The following is a 13195-nucleotide window of genomic DNA, read 5'->3' on the forward strand; positions in this document are numbered from 1 at the left end:
GGTACCCATGGCACGTATCCAGTTGGTCGACGATGACCCGTTGATCCTCCGCACGCTCCAGCGAGCGATGCGGGATGCCGACTGGGAGCTGGAACCGTTCGACGATCCGGTCCTGGCGTTGCACGCCCTGGCGGAAAAGCCCTATGAGGTGATCGTCTGCGACCACCATATGCCCGACATCGATGGCGTCACCTACCTGCAATTCGCCAAGCAATGCCAGCCCGCCAGCATCCGTATCCTCCTGAGCGGCATGGCCGATCACCAGGCACTGATGCAGGCGATCAACCAGGCTGAAATCTATCGGCTCATCCCCAAGCCCTGGGAAAACGCAGAGCTGCTCGCCACCGTCCGGGGGGCGTTGAACCTGTACCGGACGCGCGAGCATGACCGCAGGGAACTCGACCTCCTGCAGATCCACAAGCACCGGGGCGAAGCCGAGCGCATGCAGATCAAGGTGCTCAAGACCCGTCACGGTGAGCTGTACGAAGTGCAGCGAGATGAACAGGGTCGCATCGTGCTGGACGGGGAGGAGTGAGCCCCGGCGCTACGGTCCCCGTCCTCCCCATTCGCTCCTCCTTGAACCCCTGGAATCACGCCCCGGGGCGTGGCCATGGATCATCGGTCCTGCCCGTGCCGGACGTCCTGCTGCCATCGCCTCGCACCGGGCCCCGGCCCGCTTTCGCCGTCTTGCCAACAGCGTCACGAACCCGAGAACGTGCGTCCGGGAGAGTGCGGCGATCCATGCGCCGGATCAATTGCGGCGGGTTTCCAGTCGCTAGGATGCGCCCGAAATCAACCACGGAAAGGAGTTCTTCATGTCGGATCGGGTTTCCATTCACCTGGCGGGCGCTCCGGGTATCCAGGCTGCGGAGAAGCTGCTCGAGCTGGATGGTTACAGCAGTTTCAGGCAGGTGATGAGCGGGGAGTTGACCGTAGCCCTGGACGAGGAGTGTTACCTGGTGGCGCTTGGGGGTGACTACGTTGGCTTTGCGGTGGTCCGAGGCGCTTCTGCCGGCAATTCGGGTTTCTTCGAGATCTTCCGGCTGTTCGTTGCAGTGCCCGCTCGTGGCAAGGGGGTGGGCAGGCGCGCGGTGGCTCAGATCATCGACCTGCTGAAGAAGCGGGGCAAGGATGAGCTGGTTCTGGAGATCGAGAGCGATATCGCGGCTTCGTTCTGGGAGAACGTGCTGCAGGGCTACAAGATCCATGACCTGCATAACGGCAAGCGCATCGTCCACCTCTATCCCGCCTGAACCACGGGCTGGCGTTACACCCGAAGCCCCGGCTCGTGCCGGGGCTTTTCATTGCCTGGCATTCCCTCACACCTTTTACGGCCCCGCCCCAGGCGCCTGGCGACTCAACCGGTCGCGGGCAACGCCTCGGGCAGGTTCAGGCGCTGGCGCAGGGCGCGGAAATGGGCGAGCGAGTCATGGAAGAAGGCCTGTGGCAGTACGCCGTAGCGGCTCAGCGCAGCCTCTACCCGATCCAGTCCCGCCTGCTCGGCCAGTTCGTAGGCGCGCATGCCTTTTTCGATGCGCTCTCGGGTACTGGCGAAGTCGCTGAATTTCATGTCACGGCTGCTGGCGAAGTAGGCGAACTCGATGCGGGGGCGCAGCGCTACCTGGCGGATCAGTGGCCAGTCCAGTGTTGCTAGCGCATGCTCCACGGCGGGCCCGACTATGACTTCCTGCTCCCAGAGGAAGAACGCTTCGAACAGCTCCCGTCGCACCGGTTGCGGCAGCGGCTCGCCCAGCGCCTGGGCCTGGTGGCAGCGGTTGAGCGCGGCCAGCAGGCGTGGCTGCAGGTAGTGCCCGATGCCGGTGGCCTGGCCATGCAGCCGGCTGAGGTGATAGGCCGTATAGGCCTCGACGCAGACCCGCCGGTTGATTTCGCGGAAGGCGTCGGCGAAGGCGTGCAACTGGCGCAGCTTGTGGTGGCGGAGTGCGGGAGTGAAGAGGAACTGCGCGGAGAGCAGGGTGCCCACGCGCATGCCCAGGGCGAAGTAGCCGGCGCCCCAGAGCGCGCCGTGGGCGGCGATCAGCGGGAAGACGTTGCGCCCGCCGGAATCCTCGTAGAGGTGGTGGTAGACCGAGGCGCGCTGGCCGAGGTCGGTGAGGGTGCCGGCCAGTGCCGTTGCTTCCCGGTGAATCCGCTGGTAGTCACGGTCGAGGGTGCCGCTTTCGCTATCCATATGCAGGGCTCCTAGGCTAATCATCTGGATTGAATCTATGCAGGCTTGGGCCTGCCAGCCTCGCGGCAAATTGCCTCAGGTCGCGTCGCGCGCGGCTTCCGCCCTGGTTGCAGTGGGGGCGCCAGCCGCGCTGGCGTGGGTGTGTGACGGGGGTATCAGCAGGTCCAGCCGATACGTCCGCTGGTCGGCCGATCGTCGGATTTACGGCGAAAGGCCAGTATCCTCCGCGCCAGTCTGTTCCCCAGGCCCGCCCGCGTGCGGCGTCGGCGCGCTGCCGGGGAGCAAGATCCATGGAGCCGTAGTCGCAGGACATTGGATGTTGTCTTCACCCCTCAGCCCGGCCGGGTTTCCTCTGGCCCGCTCGTTCCGCCCCCTTGCCGATCACGCACTGCATAGGGCCCGCCATCAGGTACGCGGCCGTGCGCTGCATGGTATTTCGCCGACGCAATCACATTCGGCAGATTTTCCGGTGGATGCATGTGGGGAATCGTCCCCGCAGGGCGTCTCCAGTCTTATCGCTTCGCCCATCACCTCCGCCGATGCACCGCTGCCCACCGGGCGGCCGTCGCCGGCACCTTCCGCTCGTTCAAGGAGAACCCCATGAGCATCGTTTCGAGAACCGCTTTGCTGCCGATCCTGGCTACGGTGGCGTTGGCCGGCCTGTCGGGCTGCGCCACCGAAACCTCCACCGCCGTCGCCGTGCAGCAGGTCGAAAGCGTCAACCGTCCCTACAGTGGCGTGCGCGCGCCGATCGCGGTCGGCAAGTTCGATAACCGCTCCAGCTACATGCGCGGCATCTTCTCCGACGGCGTCGACCGCCTCGGCGGCCAGGCCAAGACCATCCTCATCACTCACCTGCAGCAGACCAACCGCTTCAACGTGCTGGACCGCGACAACATGAGCGAGATCCAGCAGGAAGCCGCGATCAAGGGCCAGGCCCAGCGCCTCAAGGGTGCCGATTTCGTGGTCACCGGCGACGTCACCGAGTTCGGCCGCAAGGAAGTGGGCGACCACCAGCTGTTCGGCATCCTCGGTCGCGGCAAGACCCAGATCGCCTACGCCAAGGTGGCCCTGAACATCGTCAACATCTCCACCTCCGAGGTCGTCTATTCGACCCAGGGCGCCGGCGAGTACGCGCTGTCCAACCGCGAAGTGATCGGCTTCGGCGGCACCGCCAGCTACGACTCCACCCTCAACGGCAAGGTGCTCGACCTGGCCATGCGCGAGGCGGTGAACAAGCTGGTGAATGCGGTGGAGAGCGGCGCCTGGAAGCCGCAGAACTGAAACAGGGACGTCAGGACATGAACATGAGCAGGACAATCGCATGCGCGGCCGCGCTGTTGGGCAGCCTGGCACTGGCCGGCTGCAGCGGCCCCAAGACGCTGTACCAGTGGGAGGGTTACCAGACCCAGGTCAACCAGTACTTCAAGGGCGAATCCAAGGAGGCGCAATTGGAGGCGCTGGAAGCCGACCTGCAGAAGATCCGGGCCAAGAACGGCGCGGTACCGCCGGGCTATCACGCCCAGCTCGGCCTGCTGTACTCCAGCCTGGGCAAGGATGACGAGATGATGCGTTCCTTCGAGACCGAGAAGGCGCTGTTCCCCGAATCCGCTTCGTACATGGACTTCCTCATGAAGAACGCCAAGGGAGGCGCCCAATGACCCGTCTACTCTCCCGCCTGCTGGCCTGCGCCGCGCTGGCGGCCCTGGTCAGCGGCTGCGCGCCGACCCGTAGCGTCGATTACTCGGCCTACAAGGAAGCGCGCCCGCGTTCCATCCTGGTGCTGCCGCCGCTGAACGAGTCGCCCGACGTGAAGGCCACCTACAGCATGCTGTCCCAGGTGACCTACCCGCTGGCTGAAGCCGGCTACTACGTGGTGCCGGTGGCGCTGGTGGACGAGACCTTCCGCCAGAACGGCCTGACCAGCCCCGGTGACATCCACCAGTTGCCGACGGCCAAGCTGCGCGAGGTCTATGGCGCCGATGCTGCGCTCTATGTCACGGTGAGCGAGTACGGCACCCAGTACATGCTGATCAGCAGTGCATCCATCGTTACTGCCAGCGCCAAGCTGGTCGACCTGAAAAGCGGCACCACCCTGTGGACCGGCTCGGCGAGTGCCTCCAGCGAGGAAGACAACAACAATAACGGTGGCGGCCTGGTGGGCATGCTGGTGACGGCTGCGGTGAAGCAGATCATCAACAGCTCCATGGAGGACGCGTCCTATCCCATCGCCGGGATCACCAGCGCGCGCCTGCTCTCCACCGGTTACAACGGTGGCCTGCTCTACGGTCCGCGCTCGCCGAAGTACGGCACCGACTGATCGGATCGCCGGCGCACCGCAAGGGTGCGCCGGCCCGCTTGGCTACCGGGTGGCAACGTCAGTGCATCTCGATCCTGTTACGTCCTTCCGCCTTGGCCCGATAGAGGGCCAGGTCGCTGCGTGAAAGCGCCGCTTCGGCGTTGGCGTCGCCGGCATCGAGGGTGGTGATGCCGATGCTGACGGTCAGGGGGATCACTTCGCCCTGGTGCCGCAGCGGGGTTTCCAGCATCTGCTGCTGCAGGCGCTGGGCGAAGACCAGGGCGCTGGCGTGGTCGGCGTCATTGAGCAGCACGGCGAACTCTTCCCCACCCATGCGGCCGGCCAGGTCGACACGGCGCATCTGCCCGGCGAGGAGGGCGGCGAAGTGGCGCAGGGCGTCATCGCCGACGCCATGGCCCCAGCGGTCGTTGATCACCTTGAAATGGTCCAGGTCGCACATCAGCAGCACCGCGCCACGCCCCGGCGCGCGTTGCAGCCGGGCCAGTTCTTCTTCGAGGCGCGCCATGAAATGGCGGCGGTTGGGCAACTGGGTGAGAAAGTCGGTGGTGGCCAGGGCCTGCAGTTCGACCTCGATGCGCTTCTGTTCGGTGATGTCGGTGATGAAGCCGTGCCAGAGCACGCTGCCGTCAGCCAGGCGCTTGGGGTGGGCATTGCCCTGGCGCCAGCCGGTGGGGCGGCCGGGGATCAGTACGCGGTATTCCATCTGCCAGGGAGTGAGGGCCAGGGCGGAGGTTTCCAATGAGTTCTGGTAGGCGGGCAGGTCGTCTGGGTGGACCAGTGCCAGGATGCGTTCTCGCCCGTTGGGCAGTTTCAGCTGTTCGGGGGACAGCCCGTAGACGTCCAGGCTGCCGGCGCTGATGTAGCGGTAGCTGCCGCTGCCGTCAGGGCGCCCCATGTACTGGAAGACCATGCCGGGGATCTCGTTGGTCAGTTCCGTCAGCAGTTCGAGGTTCTGCTCCAGGCGCTCGCCCATGCGCTTCATTTCGGTGATGTCGGTGGTGGTGCCGATCATTCGTAGCGGGCGGCCCTGGTCATCGCGCTCGACCACACGGCCGCGGCTGCTTACCCAGATGAAGTGGCCGTCCTTGTGGCGCAGGCGATGCTCCACCTTGTACTGATCGCTGCGCGATTCGAAGTGGTCGAGCATGGTGCGCCGGACGTATTCGAGGTCGTCGGCGTGTACGCGGACGTAGGCGTCCTCGATGCGGGTGCCGATTTCATCGTCGGCATAGCCCAGCAGCGATTTCCAGCCGGGCGAGTAGTGGATCAGCCCGTTGACCACGTCGCGGTCCCAGATGCCGGTGCCGCTGCCGGCCACGGCCAGGGCCAGGCGCTGTTCCTTTTCCCGTAGCACCCGCAGCCACTCCCGCATGCCCAGCACTTCGCGGCGGCGGGTGAACAATTCGCTCGCCAGGCTGGCGAATTCGGCCAGCGCCTGCTGGTCCACCTCGCGGGGCTGGTCATCGAACAGCAGCAGCTCGCCGCCGCCATCGGCGATGGGGCAGCGGGCGATCGGTTGGGGAGTGCCGGAAACCAGCGTGCGAGCGGCTCGCTGCTGGTCGATGCCATCGCAGGCGAGCGGGCCGTCGGGCTCGATCAGCACGGCAGCGCTGACGCCGAAGTGCAGGCGCACGAGGTGCAGCAGGGAGGAGAATCGGTTGGCCGTGGTGCTCACATCAATACCTCGAGAAACGGCTGGCTACGCTGGACGACGTGGAGGCTCATGGTCCCGTCCCTGGTCCGTTGGAGGCAGTCTCGTCTCTGCCGCACGACAACCTGTCATCGGCTTTGCAATGAATGTAACAGGATGTGACGCCAATCAAGTGGTTCCCTCGCCTCTGGATGCTAGCTTAGTGCTATTAACTTGCCATGGAAGGGTTGGCCCGTGCACCGGGCGGCGTGCGTTTTTCACGCCTTTCCGGTGCCGTGCTGGGTTTTCCATGGTGACCCCGGGTGGGCCCGCAGGTGTTCGTGGAGCTGCCTGCCGCCGCCTGGGGGCGACAGGGCACTGCAACCAACCGGAAGGGACACCATGATCAGCTTCAAGACCTCGCCTGAAACCCATCGCACCCTGAGCAAGGTGTCGATGATCCTGCTCAGCCTCGCCGCCGTGATCGGCGCCGGCTTTCTCATCGTCACTGCGATCCTCAACTACTTCAATGCCAACGCCATCCTCAAGGACCACTCCGAGGTGCTGGCGCCGGTGAGCCTGGACAGTGTGACCGAAGAACACCATCGCCGCGGCCGTACCAGCGAGACCTACCACTTCCATTACAGCTTCGAGGTGGCCGGCAAACCCTACGACGGCACCTTCGAGACCTCTGCGTCCAATGCCGAGCCCTACTTGCATGAGGGCGCCTCGGTGAAGGTGGGCTACGCCAATGCCGAGCCGTCGCACTTCGGCCGCCTCGACGTGCTGCAGAGCCAGGCCGATTTCGGCTCCAGCATCACCCGCGCGCTGACCGCCGTCCCCCTGGCCGCGCTGCTGGCCTTCATCCTCCACCTGATGCTGACGCGCCGGCTGTTCGTCCCCAGGGAAACATCGGCCTGATACGAAGAACCCCGCAAGCGCGGGGTTCTTTTTTGTGCGTGCGGGGCTCAGGCGCCGCAGTCGTTCTGCAGGGTGGCCTGGGTGATGTTGCTGTCCGCCGGCACACTGCGGGTCAGCCAGACGTTGCCGCCGATGACCGAGCCCCTGCCGATGGTGATGCGGCCGAGGATGGTGGCACCGGCGTAGATCACCACGTCGTCTTCGACGATGGGGTGGCGCGGCTGGCCTTTCTGCAGGTTGCCCGAGTCGTCCGAGGGGAAGCGCTTGGCGCCCAGGGTCACCGCCTGGTAGATGCGCACGCGCTCGCCGATGATCGCCGTCTCGCCGATCACCACGCCCGTGCCGTGGTCGATGAAGAAGCTCCGGCCGATGGTGGCGCCGGGGTGGATGTCGATGCCGGTGGCCGAGTGGGCGATCTCGGCGATGATGCGCGCCAGCAGCGGCAGGCCGTTGCGGTAGAAGTAGTGGGCCAGGCGGTGGTGGATCACCGCGTGCACGCCCGGGTAGCAGAGCAGCACTTCATCGACGCTGCGTGCCGCCGGGTCGCCCTGGTAGGCGGCCAGCACGTCGGTATCCAGCAGCACGCGCAGCTCCGGCAGGGCGGCGGCGAAGCCTTTCACCACGCGGATCGCCTGGCATTCGCTGTCGCCGTCTTCGGCGCTGCCGTTGCGGGCGGCGTAACCGAGTTCGCGGCGCACTTCGATGACCAGGGCATTGAGCGCCGTGTCCAGGGTGTGGCCGACGTAGAAGTCTTCGCTCTCTTCGCGCAGGTCGGTGGGGCCGAGGCGCATGGGGAAGAGCGCGCCGCTGATGGCTTCGATGATCTGGCCGACGGCGGTGCGTGAGGGCAGCTCGCGGCCGCCGCGATCCTGGGTGCGGCCATTGCGGCTGCGCCATTCGGCGCGGGCGGCGCGCAGTTCGGTGACGATCTGCTCCAGCTGCCAGTTGACCGGGGGGCAGCCGCTGGGGCCGGAAGTGAACTTGTTCATGGAGGGTCCTGTTGATGCGCAAGGCTGGCGATAGCCTTGCGCAGGAGTGCGCTTCTCGGCAAGCAGATTCGCAGCGCGATCAATCGGCGGGGATCAGCCCTTCGGCTTCCTTGCGGCTCTTCATGCTGGCGGTGGTGCCCACCGAGGCGAGGATGATCGCGCCGATGGCCAGCCATTGCAGCAGCGACAGGCGCTCGCCGAGGAACAGCAGCCCGGAAAGCGCGCCCAGGGCCGGCTCGATGCTCATCAGGGTGCCGAAGGTGCGCGCGGGCATGCGCGTCAGGGCGTACATCTCCAGGGTGTAGGGGATGGCGGTGGAGAGCAGCGCCACGCCCAGGGCGACGGGCAGCAGGCTGAGGTTGAGCAGGTCGGTGCCGGCATGGGCGATGCCGAAGGGCGAGATGACCAGCGCCGCGACCAGGACGCCGAGGCTGGCACTCTGCATGCCGTGATCGGCACCGGCGCGCTGGCCGAAGATGATGTACAGCGCCCAGCAGACCCCGGCACCCAGGGCGTAGGCGGCGCCCACCAGGTCGAGATGGGCGGCGCTTTCGCCGATGGGCAGGAGCAGCAGCAGGCCGGCCACCGCAAGGGCGATCCAGAGAAAGTCCAGCGCCCGGCGCGAGGAGAACACCGCCACCGCCAGCGGGCCGGTGAATTCCAGGGCCACGGCGATGCCCAGGGGCACGGTGCGCAGGGACATGTAGAACAGCAGGTTCATGAAGCCCAGGGCGAGGCCATAGAGCAGCACGGTGCCCAGGGCGCCGGTGTTGATGCGGGTGCGCCAGGGGCGCAGCACCAGCAGCAGGAAGATGGCGGCGAGGATCAGGCGCAGGGTGGTGGTGCCCTGGGCGCCGATCACCGGGAACAGGCTCTTGGCCAGGGAGGCGCCGCTCTGCACCGAGATCATGGCGACTATCAGGATGCCGACGGGCAGCAGCGTCGAAGCGAGGTTGCGGGAGTTCATGCAGGGTCCGGATCAGGCAGTTACGGGGGGGCGAAGCTTGTTCTGGTTCGTTGTGTGCAACATAATGCGCAAAAAACAGCGTGTGAGCAATATATTGCCCAATTCTATGGCCCATCCCGTGGACAGACCCAACGTACTCGAACACGTCTCCGACAACGTGCGGCGGCTGCGCAAGGCGCTTGGCCTGAGCCAGGACGCCCTTGCCACGGCTTCAGGTGTGAGCCGGCGGATGATCGTCGGCATCGAGGGGGCGATGTGAACGTCAGCCTGGCCACCCTGGACCGCATCGCCGAGGCGCTGGGCGTGCTGTTTCCCGACCTGGTGCAGGCGCCGAGCCGGCCCGACCGCTCGCGTATCGAGGCGGTGGCCTGGGTCGGCAAGGACCCACGCAGCCGCGCCACCCTGCTGGCCAGTGCGCCGGCGCGGCGCGAAGTCGAACTCTGGGCCTGGTCGCTGGAACCGGGGGAGCGCTATGTGTCGGAGGCCGATGCCGAAGGCTGGCGGGAGATGGTCTACGTCACCGAAGGCGAGCTGACCCTGGAGCTGCCGGAAGGCGAGGTGCGCATTGGCGCGGGGGACTTCCACGTCTTCGCCAGCAGCCAGCCCTATGGCTACGCCAACCGTGGCGAAGTCGCGGTGCGCTATATCCGCAACGTGGTGAGCTGAGGCTTCAGGCGCGGTCGATGCCGTCGTCGTTGGCGGCGTCGCCCGCTTCTTCTTCGCCCTCGTCGTCGTCGTCGTTGCTGCCGCTGAAGGCTTCCATGCACACCAGGCTGTGAACCCCCTGGTCGTCATGGAGGGTCCAGGTGCCCTTGGCTGCGTCGAACTGAGCTGCCTGCACCTGCTCGGCGCTGAAGTTCCAGCGGCGCTGGGTGCGGCCGTCGACGCATTCGATCAGCAGGGCGCCGGCGTCGAGCTCGAACTGCCAGGCGTGCAGGCCGTCGATTTCCAGCATGTCGCTGTTGGCCAGGCGGTCGAGAAGGGTGGTTTCGTTGCTCATGGGCTGGGGCTCCCGGGGTGAATGGCCGGCGATGATAGTGCAGCGCCGGCCCGGGTGCGAACTCAGCGGGCCTTCAGGCCTTCCAGCAGCGCCTTGTGGAACACCTCCGGCGCCTGGATCTGCGGCGAGTGGCCGAGGTCGGCGAAAGTGACCAGGCGGGCGTCAGGGATGCGTTCGGCGGCCTGCTGGCCGAGCACCGTGTAGTTGCCCAACTGGCCGCGCAACGCTTCGGGCGCAGCGTCCTTGCCCGGTGCGGTGTTGTCGGTCTGGCCGATGAGCAGCAGCACCGGCATCTGCAGTTTGTCGAACTCGTGCACCACCGGCTGGGTGTAGATCATGTCGTAGGTCAGCGCCGAGTCCCAGGCCACCGCCTCACGCCCCTTGCCGCGGTACATGCCGGCCTGCATCTCCACCCACTTGTCGAACTCCGGCCGCCACTGGCCCGCGTAGTAGGTGCTCTTCTGGTAATTGCGGATGGCCTCGCTGCTGGTCTTCAGCTCGCGCTGGTACCACGCGTCGATGCTGCGCCAGGGCACGCCCTTGGCCTTCCAGTCCTCCAGGCCTATGGGATTCACCAGCACCAACTGCTCCACCTGCTGCGGGTACTGCAGCGCGTAGCGGCTGGCGAGCATGCCGCCCATGGAATGGCCCATCAGCGTGACCTTCTCCAGCTTCAGGCTCGCCAGCAGGGCGTGGGTGTTGGCCGCCAGCTGCTGGAAGCTGAACTGGTAGCGCTGCGGCTTGCTGGATTTGCAGAAGCCCACCTGGTCCGGCACCACCACGCGGTAGCCGGCCTGGGTCAGCGCCTGGATGCTGCCCTCCCAGGTGGCGCCGCAGAAGTTCTTGCCGTGCAGCAGCACCAGGGTGTGGCCGTTGGGCGTGCTGGGCTGGACGTCCATATAGGCCATCTGCAGTTTCTCGCCCTGGGAGTCGAAGGCGAAGCGCTTGACCGGGTGCGGGTAGTCGAAGCCTTCCAGCTCGGGGCCGTAGGCGGGCGGCTCGGCGGCCAGGGCGGGGAGGGCGAGGCTCAGCAAGAGTGCGGCGCAGGCGGTGCGCATGGTCGGGCTCCTTGGTTCCGGGTGGGGATGGGCAAGGGTTTTGCCAGACAACGGCGCGCGGCGACAGGAAAAATCGGCGCCGCGCTGTAACCGTTCTTTTCGGTCAGGGTTTGCGGGCGTCGATCAGGTTGTCGGCCTCGCTGATGAAGGCCTTGCCGGTCTTGCGCTGGTACAGGCACAGCTCGCGACCGGCGCGGTTCTTCATGTGTGCCTGGGGGTAGCGGCCGCTGAGGGTCAGGGCGGTGATGCCCAGGCGGTCGTCGAAGAGCACCGGTTGGCCGGCTGCCTTCACTTCTTTCAGGCCGCTGAGTTTGGTGCAGGCGGCGAGCATGCGCTTGTCCTGTTCCTGCCAGGCTTCGGGCGGGGAGGCCTGGGCGCTGGCGGCGCAGAGCAGCAGGGTGGCGAGCAGGCAGTGGCGACTCTTCAAGGGGCTTCTCCGCGGTGGGTGTCAGCAGCGTAGACCGCGCGCCTGGCCGTTTGTTGTGGTGGCTGGCCTTGCGCGCGGGGCTTCCGTCAGCGTTCGCCGTTGCCGGTGGCCATGCTGGCAAGCACGCCATCGCGGCGGATCAGCCCGTGGAACAGCGCCGCGCCCAGGTGCAGCAGCACGGTGGCGAACAGCAAGTAGCCGAGCCAGTGGTGGGCCTGGCGCAGCACGGCATAAAGCGCGGCGTCATGGGGGGCGATCGCCGGCAGTTGCAGCCAGCCCAGCAGCACCACCGGGTAGCCGCCGGCCGCGAGCATCGCCCAGCCCACCAGCGGCATCGCCAGCATCAGTGCATAGAGCAGCAGGTGCGAGAGGTGGGCGAGCCTGTGCTGCCAGCCTGGCAGGTCAGCGGGCAGCGCGGGTGGTGGGCGACGCAGGCGCACGGCGATGCGCAGCAGCACCAGGGCCAGCAGGACGATGCCCAGCGGCTTGTGCAATTCCACCAGCCAGGTGTGGCGGGTGGACAGGGTGACCACCATGCCGACGCCTATGAACAGCATGGCGAGGATGAGCAGCGCCATGGACCAGTGCAGCAGGCGGGCGAGGGGGCTGAACCCTTGGATGTGGCGGCTCATGGGTGGGCTCCTATCGGGGCGCTGGGAACCCCTTCGCGGGTGCGGCGGTTGAAGGACACGGCGTAGGCCGCCGAGCGCGCGGCGAGGATCGGGTCGGCGGAGGGCTCGATGCCGTCGGGGAGGATCAGCGGGTCGAAGTTGAGGTCGCGGCAGGCGCCCTGGTCCTCGGGCTGGGCCTGGTCGAGTACCAGGGTGCCGGCGTCGATGCGCTGGCGCGAGGCGGGCCAGGGGCTGGATGGGTCGTCGCTGGGGTCGCCGGCCTCGGCCAGGGTCAGCACCAGGTGCCAGCGCAGCGGCCCCCGTTGCAGGCGCTGGAACAGGTCGTGGGCAAGGAAGTCCTTGTCGTCCGCCTCGCCGGCCAGCGGCTGGTAGGGCGTCTCCGGCTCCATGGCCCAGCGCACGTAGCGACCCTTGCCGTCGCCGTCCACCAGGCGGAAGGCGTTGATGCTGTTATAGGTGGCGTTGGCGAAGCTGTTGGAGGGCTTGTTGTCCTTGGCCCACTGGCGGAAGGCGGCGCTTTCCGGGTGGGCGGCGAAGAAGGCCTGCAGGCGCGCCGGGTCCGGCTTGCCGGTGGCCGGATCGGGTTTGGAGGCCAGCACCTGCTCGAAGAAGCCCTCGATGGTGGACACCGGCAGCACCGGTGGTGTGTTCATGCCGGTGCGCCATTCCTGGCCGCTGGCCGTGCGCAGCTGCAGCGCCAGGCTGCGCACCGGCACGCTGGCATCGGGCGCGTAGGGGTTGCTGCCGCCGATGGCCAGGCGGCCGATCACCGGCACCTCGCCGGCGGCGAACACCTCGGCCCGGGATAGCCCGGCGGCGGCGCCGTTGCTGAGGAACTGGCCGCTGACGCAGAGGCCCTTCGCGTGGTTCTTGCGGTAGCCGGGGTAGCTGCCGGCGTTGGCCTCGAAGGTGTCGATGATGCGTTGCGGCGTCAGCCGGTCGGGCCCTATCCAGCCGCCGGCATAGGCGAAGGTGCCGGCCAGCGCGGCCAGGCCGAGGCCTATCAGCGCCAGGCGGCCCAGGGTCTGGGAAGGGGAAAGCGGGGGTCGGCTCATTGGCA

The 13195-nt window shown here is 66.9% G+C and carries 15 protein-coding genes and 1 pseudogene; 7 read left to right on the top strand and 9 right to left on the bottom strand.

Annotated elements, in window-relative coordinates; genetic code table 11:
* Positions 1 to 7: 7 nt before the first annotated feature.
* Positions 8 to 535: a response regulator gene (locus PSm6_RS23350; protein WP_265168390.1), complete on the top strand. Its 528-nt coding sequence runs from the start codon at positions 8 to 10 to the stop codon at positions 533 to 535.
* A 280-nt stretch (positions 536 to 815) separates the two neighbouring features.
* Positions 816 to 1253: a GNAT family N-acetyltransferase gene (locus tag PSm6_RS23355; RefSeq protein WP_021219071.1), complete on the top strand. Its 438-nt coding sequence runs from the start codon at positions 816 to 818 to the stop codon at positions 1251 to 1253.
* Positions 1254 to 1357: 104 nt separating this feature from the next.
* Here the strand turns inward: PSm6_RS23355 and PSm6_RS23360 are convergent, their stop codons facing one another.
* Positions 1358 to 2191, bottom strand: a complete 834-nt coding sequence (locus PSm6_RS23360) for a hypothetical protein (protein WP_021219070.1) — start codon at positions 2189 to 2191, stop codon at positions 1358 to 1360.
* A gap of 600 nt (positions 2192 to 2791) precedes the next feature.
* Here PSm6_RS23360 and PSm6_RS23365 point away from each other — a divergent pair.
* The 3 genes from PSm6_RS23365 to PSm6_RS23375 are packed head-to-tail and all read left to right on the top strand — an operon-like array spanning position 2792 to position 4511.
* Positions 2792 to 3475 (top strand): CsgG/HfaB family protein, encoded by a 684-nt coding sequence (locus PSm6_RS23365; RefSeq protein WP_021219068.1) that lies wholly within the window; start codon positions 2792 to 2794, stop codon positions 3473 to 3475.
* A 23-nt stretch (positions 3476 to 3498) separates the two neighbouring features.
* The gene (locus tag PSm6_RS23370) at positions 3499 to 3852 is read left to right on the top strand and encodes a DUF4810 domain-containing protein (RefSeq protein ID WP_031287569.1); all 354 of its coding nucleotides are present in this window, start codon (positions 3499 to 3501) and stop codon (positions 3850 to 3852) included.
* Complete coding sequence (locus tag PSm6_RS23375) at positions 3849 to 4511, top strand: DUF799 domain-containing protein (protein WP_265168391.1); 663 nt, start codon at positions 3849 to 3851, stop codon at positions 4509 to 4511. Before PSm6_RS23370 ends, PSm6_RS23375 begins: the two co-directional genes overlap by 4 nt.
* A gap of 58 nt (positions 4512 to 4569) precedes the next feature.
* Here the strand turns inward: PSm6_RS23375 and PSm6_RS23380 are convergent, their stop codons facing one another.
* Positions 4570 to 6186 (bottom strand): sensor domain-containing diguanylate cyclase, encoded by a 1617-nt coding sequence (locus PSm6_RS23380; protein ID WP_021219065.1) that lies wholly within the window; start codon positions 6184 to 6186, stop codon positions 4570 to 4572.
* A 357-nt stretch (positions 6187 to 6543) separates the two neighbouring features.
* Between PSm6_RS23380 and PSm6_RS23385 the strand changes: the two genes are divergently transcribed.
* A complete protein-coding gene (locus PSm6_RS23385) occupies positions 6544 to 7062 on the top strand; it encodes a DUF3592 domain-containing protein (protein WP_021219064.1) in 519 nt (172 codons plus the stop codon).
* Between the two features lie 47 nt (positions 7063 to 7109).
* Here the strand turns inward: PSm6_RS23385 and epsC are convergent, their stop codons facing one another.
* Both epsC and rhtA read right to left on the bottom strand, forming a co-directional pair.
* Positions 7110 to 8051 (bottom strand): serine O-acetyltransferase EpsC, encoded by a 942-nt coding sequence (gene epsC, locus PSm6_RS23390; protein WP_021219063.1) that lies wholly within the window; start codon positions 8049 to 8051, stop codon positions 7110 to 7112.
* Between the two features lie 79 nt (positions 8052 to 8130).
* On the bottom strand, positions 8131 to 9018 hold the full coding sequence (rhtA, locus tag PSm6_RS23395) for a threonine/homoserine exporter RhtA (protein WP_021219062.1): 888 nt from the start codon (positions 9016 to 9018) through the stop codon (positions 8131 to 8133).
* Here rhtA and PSm6_RS23400 point away from each other — a divergent pair.
* Positions 9017 to 9684, top strand: a pseudogene (locus PSm6_RS23400) (helix-turn-helix domain-containing protein). The gene rhtA and the pseudogene PSm6_RS23400 overlap by 2 nt on opposite strands.
* A 4-nt stretch (positions 9685 to 9688) precedes the next feature.
* Here PSm6_RS23400 and PSm6_RS23405 read toward each other — a convergent pair.
* The 5 genes from PSm6_RS23405 to PSm6_RS23425 form a co-directional block, all read right to left on the bottom strand.
* Complete coding sequence (locus PSm6_RS23405; RefSeq protein WP_265168392.1) at positions 9689 to 10018, bottom strand: DUF5629 family protein; 330 nt, start codon at positions 10016 to 10018, stop codon at positions 9689 to 9691.
* 62 nt (positions 10019 to 10080) lie between these two features.
* Entirely contained in the window at positions 10081 to 11076 is a 996-nt protein-coding gene (locus PSm6_RS23410) for an alpha/beta fold hydrolase (protein WP_265168393.1), read from the bottom strand.
* Between the two features lie 103 nt (positions 11077 to 11179).
* Positions 11180 to 11503, bottom strand: a complete 324-nt coding sequence (locus PSm6_RS23415; RefSeq protein WP_265168394.1) for a hypothetical protein — start codon at positions 11501 to 11503, stop codon at positions 11180 to 11182.
* Positions 11504 to 11589: 86 nt separating this feature from the next.
* On the bottom strand, positions 11590 to 12135 hold the full coding sequence (locus tag PSm6_RS23420) for a cytochrome b (protein ID WP_021219057.1): 546 nt from the start codon (positions 12133 to 12135) through the stop codon (positions 11590 to 11592).
* Positions 12132 to 13190: a catalase family peroxidase gene (locus tag PSm6_RS23425; protein ID WP_148304200.1), complete on the bottom strand. Its 1059-nt coding sequence runs from the start codon at positions 13188 to 13190 to the stop codon at positions 12132 to 12134. Before PSm6_RS23425 ends, PSm6_RS23420 begins: the two co-directional genes overlap by 4 nt.
* Positions 13191 to 13195: the final 5 nt, after the last annotated feature.

This window comes from Pseudomonas solani (assembly GCF_026072635.1).
GTDB lineage: Bacteria > Pseudomonadota > Gammaproteobacteria > Pseudomonadales > Pseudomonadaceae > Metapseudomonas > Metapseudomonas solani.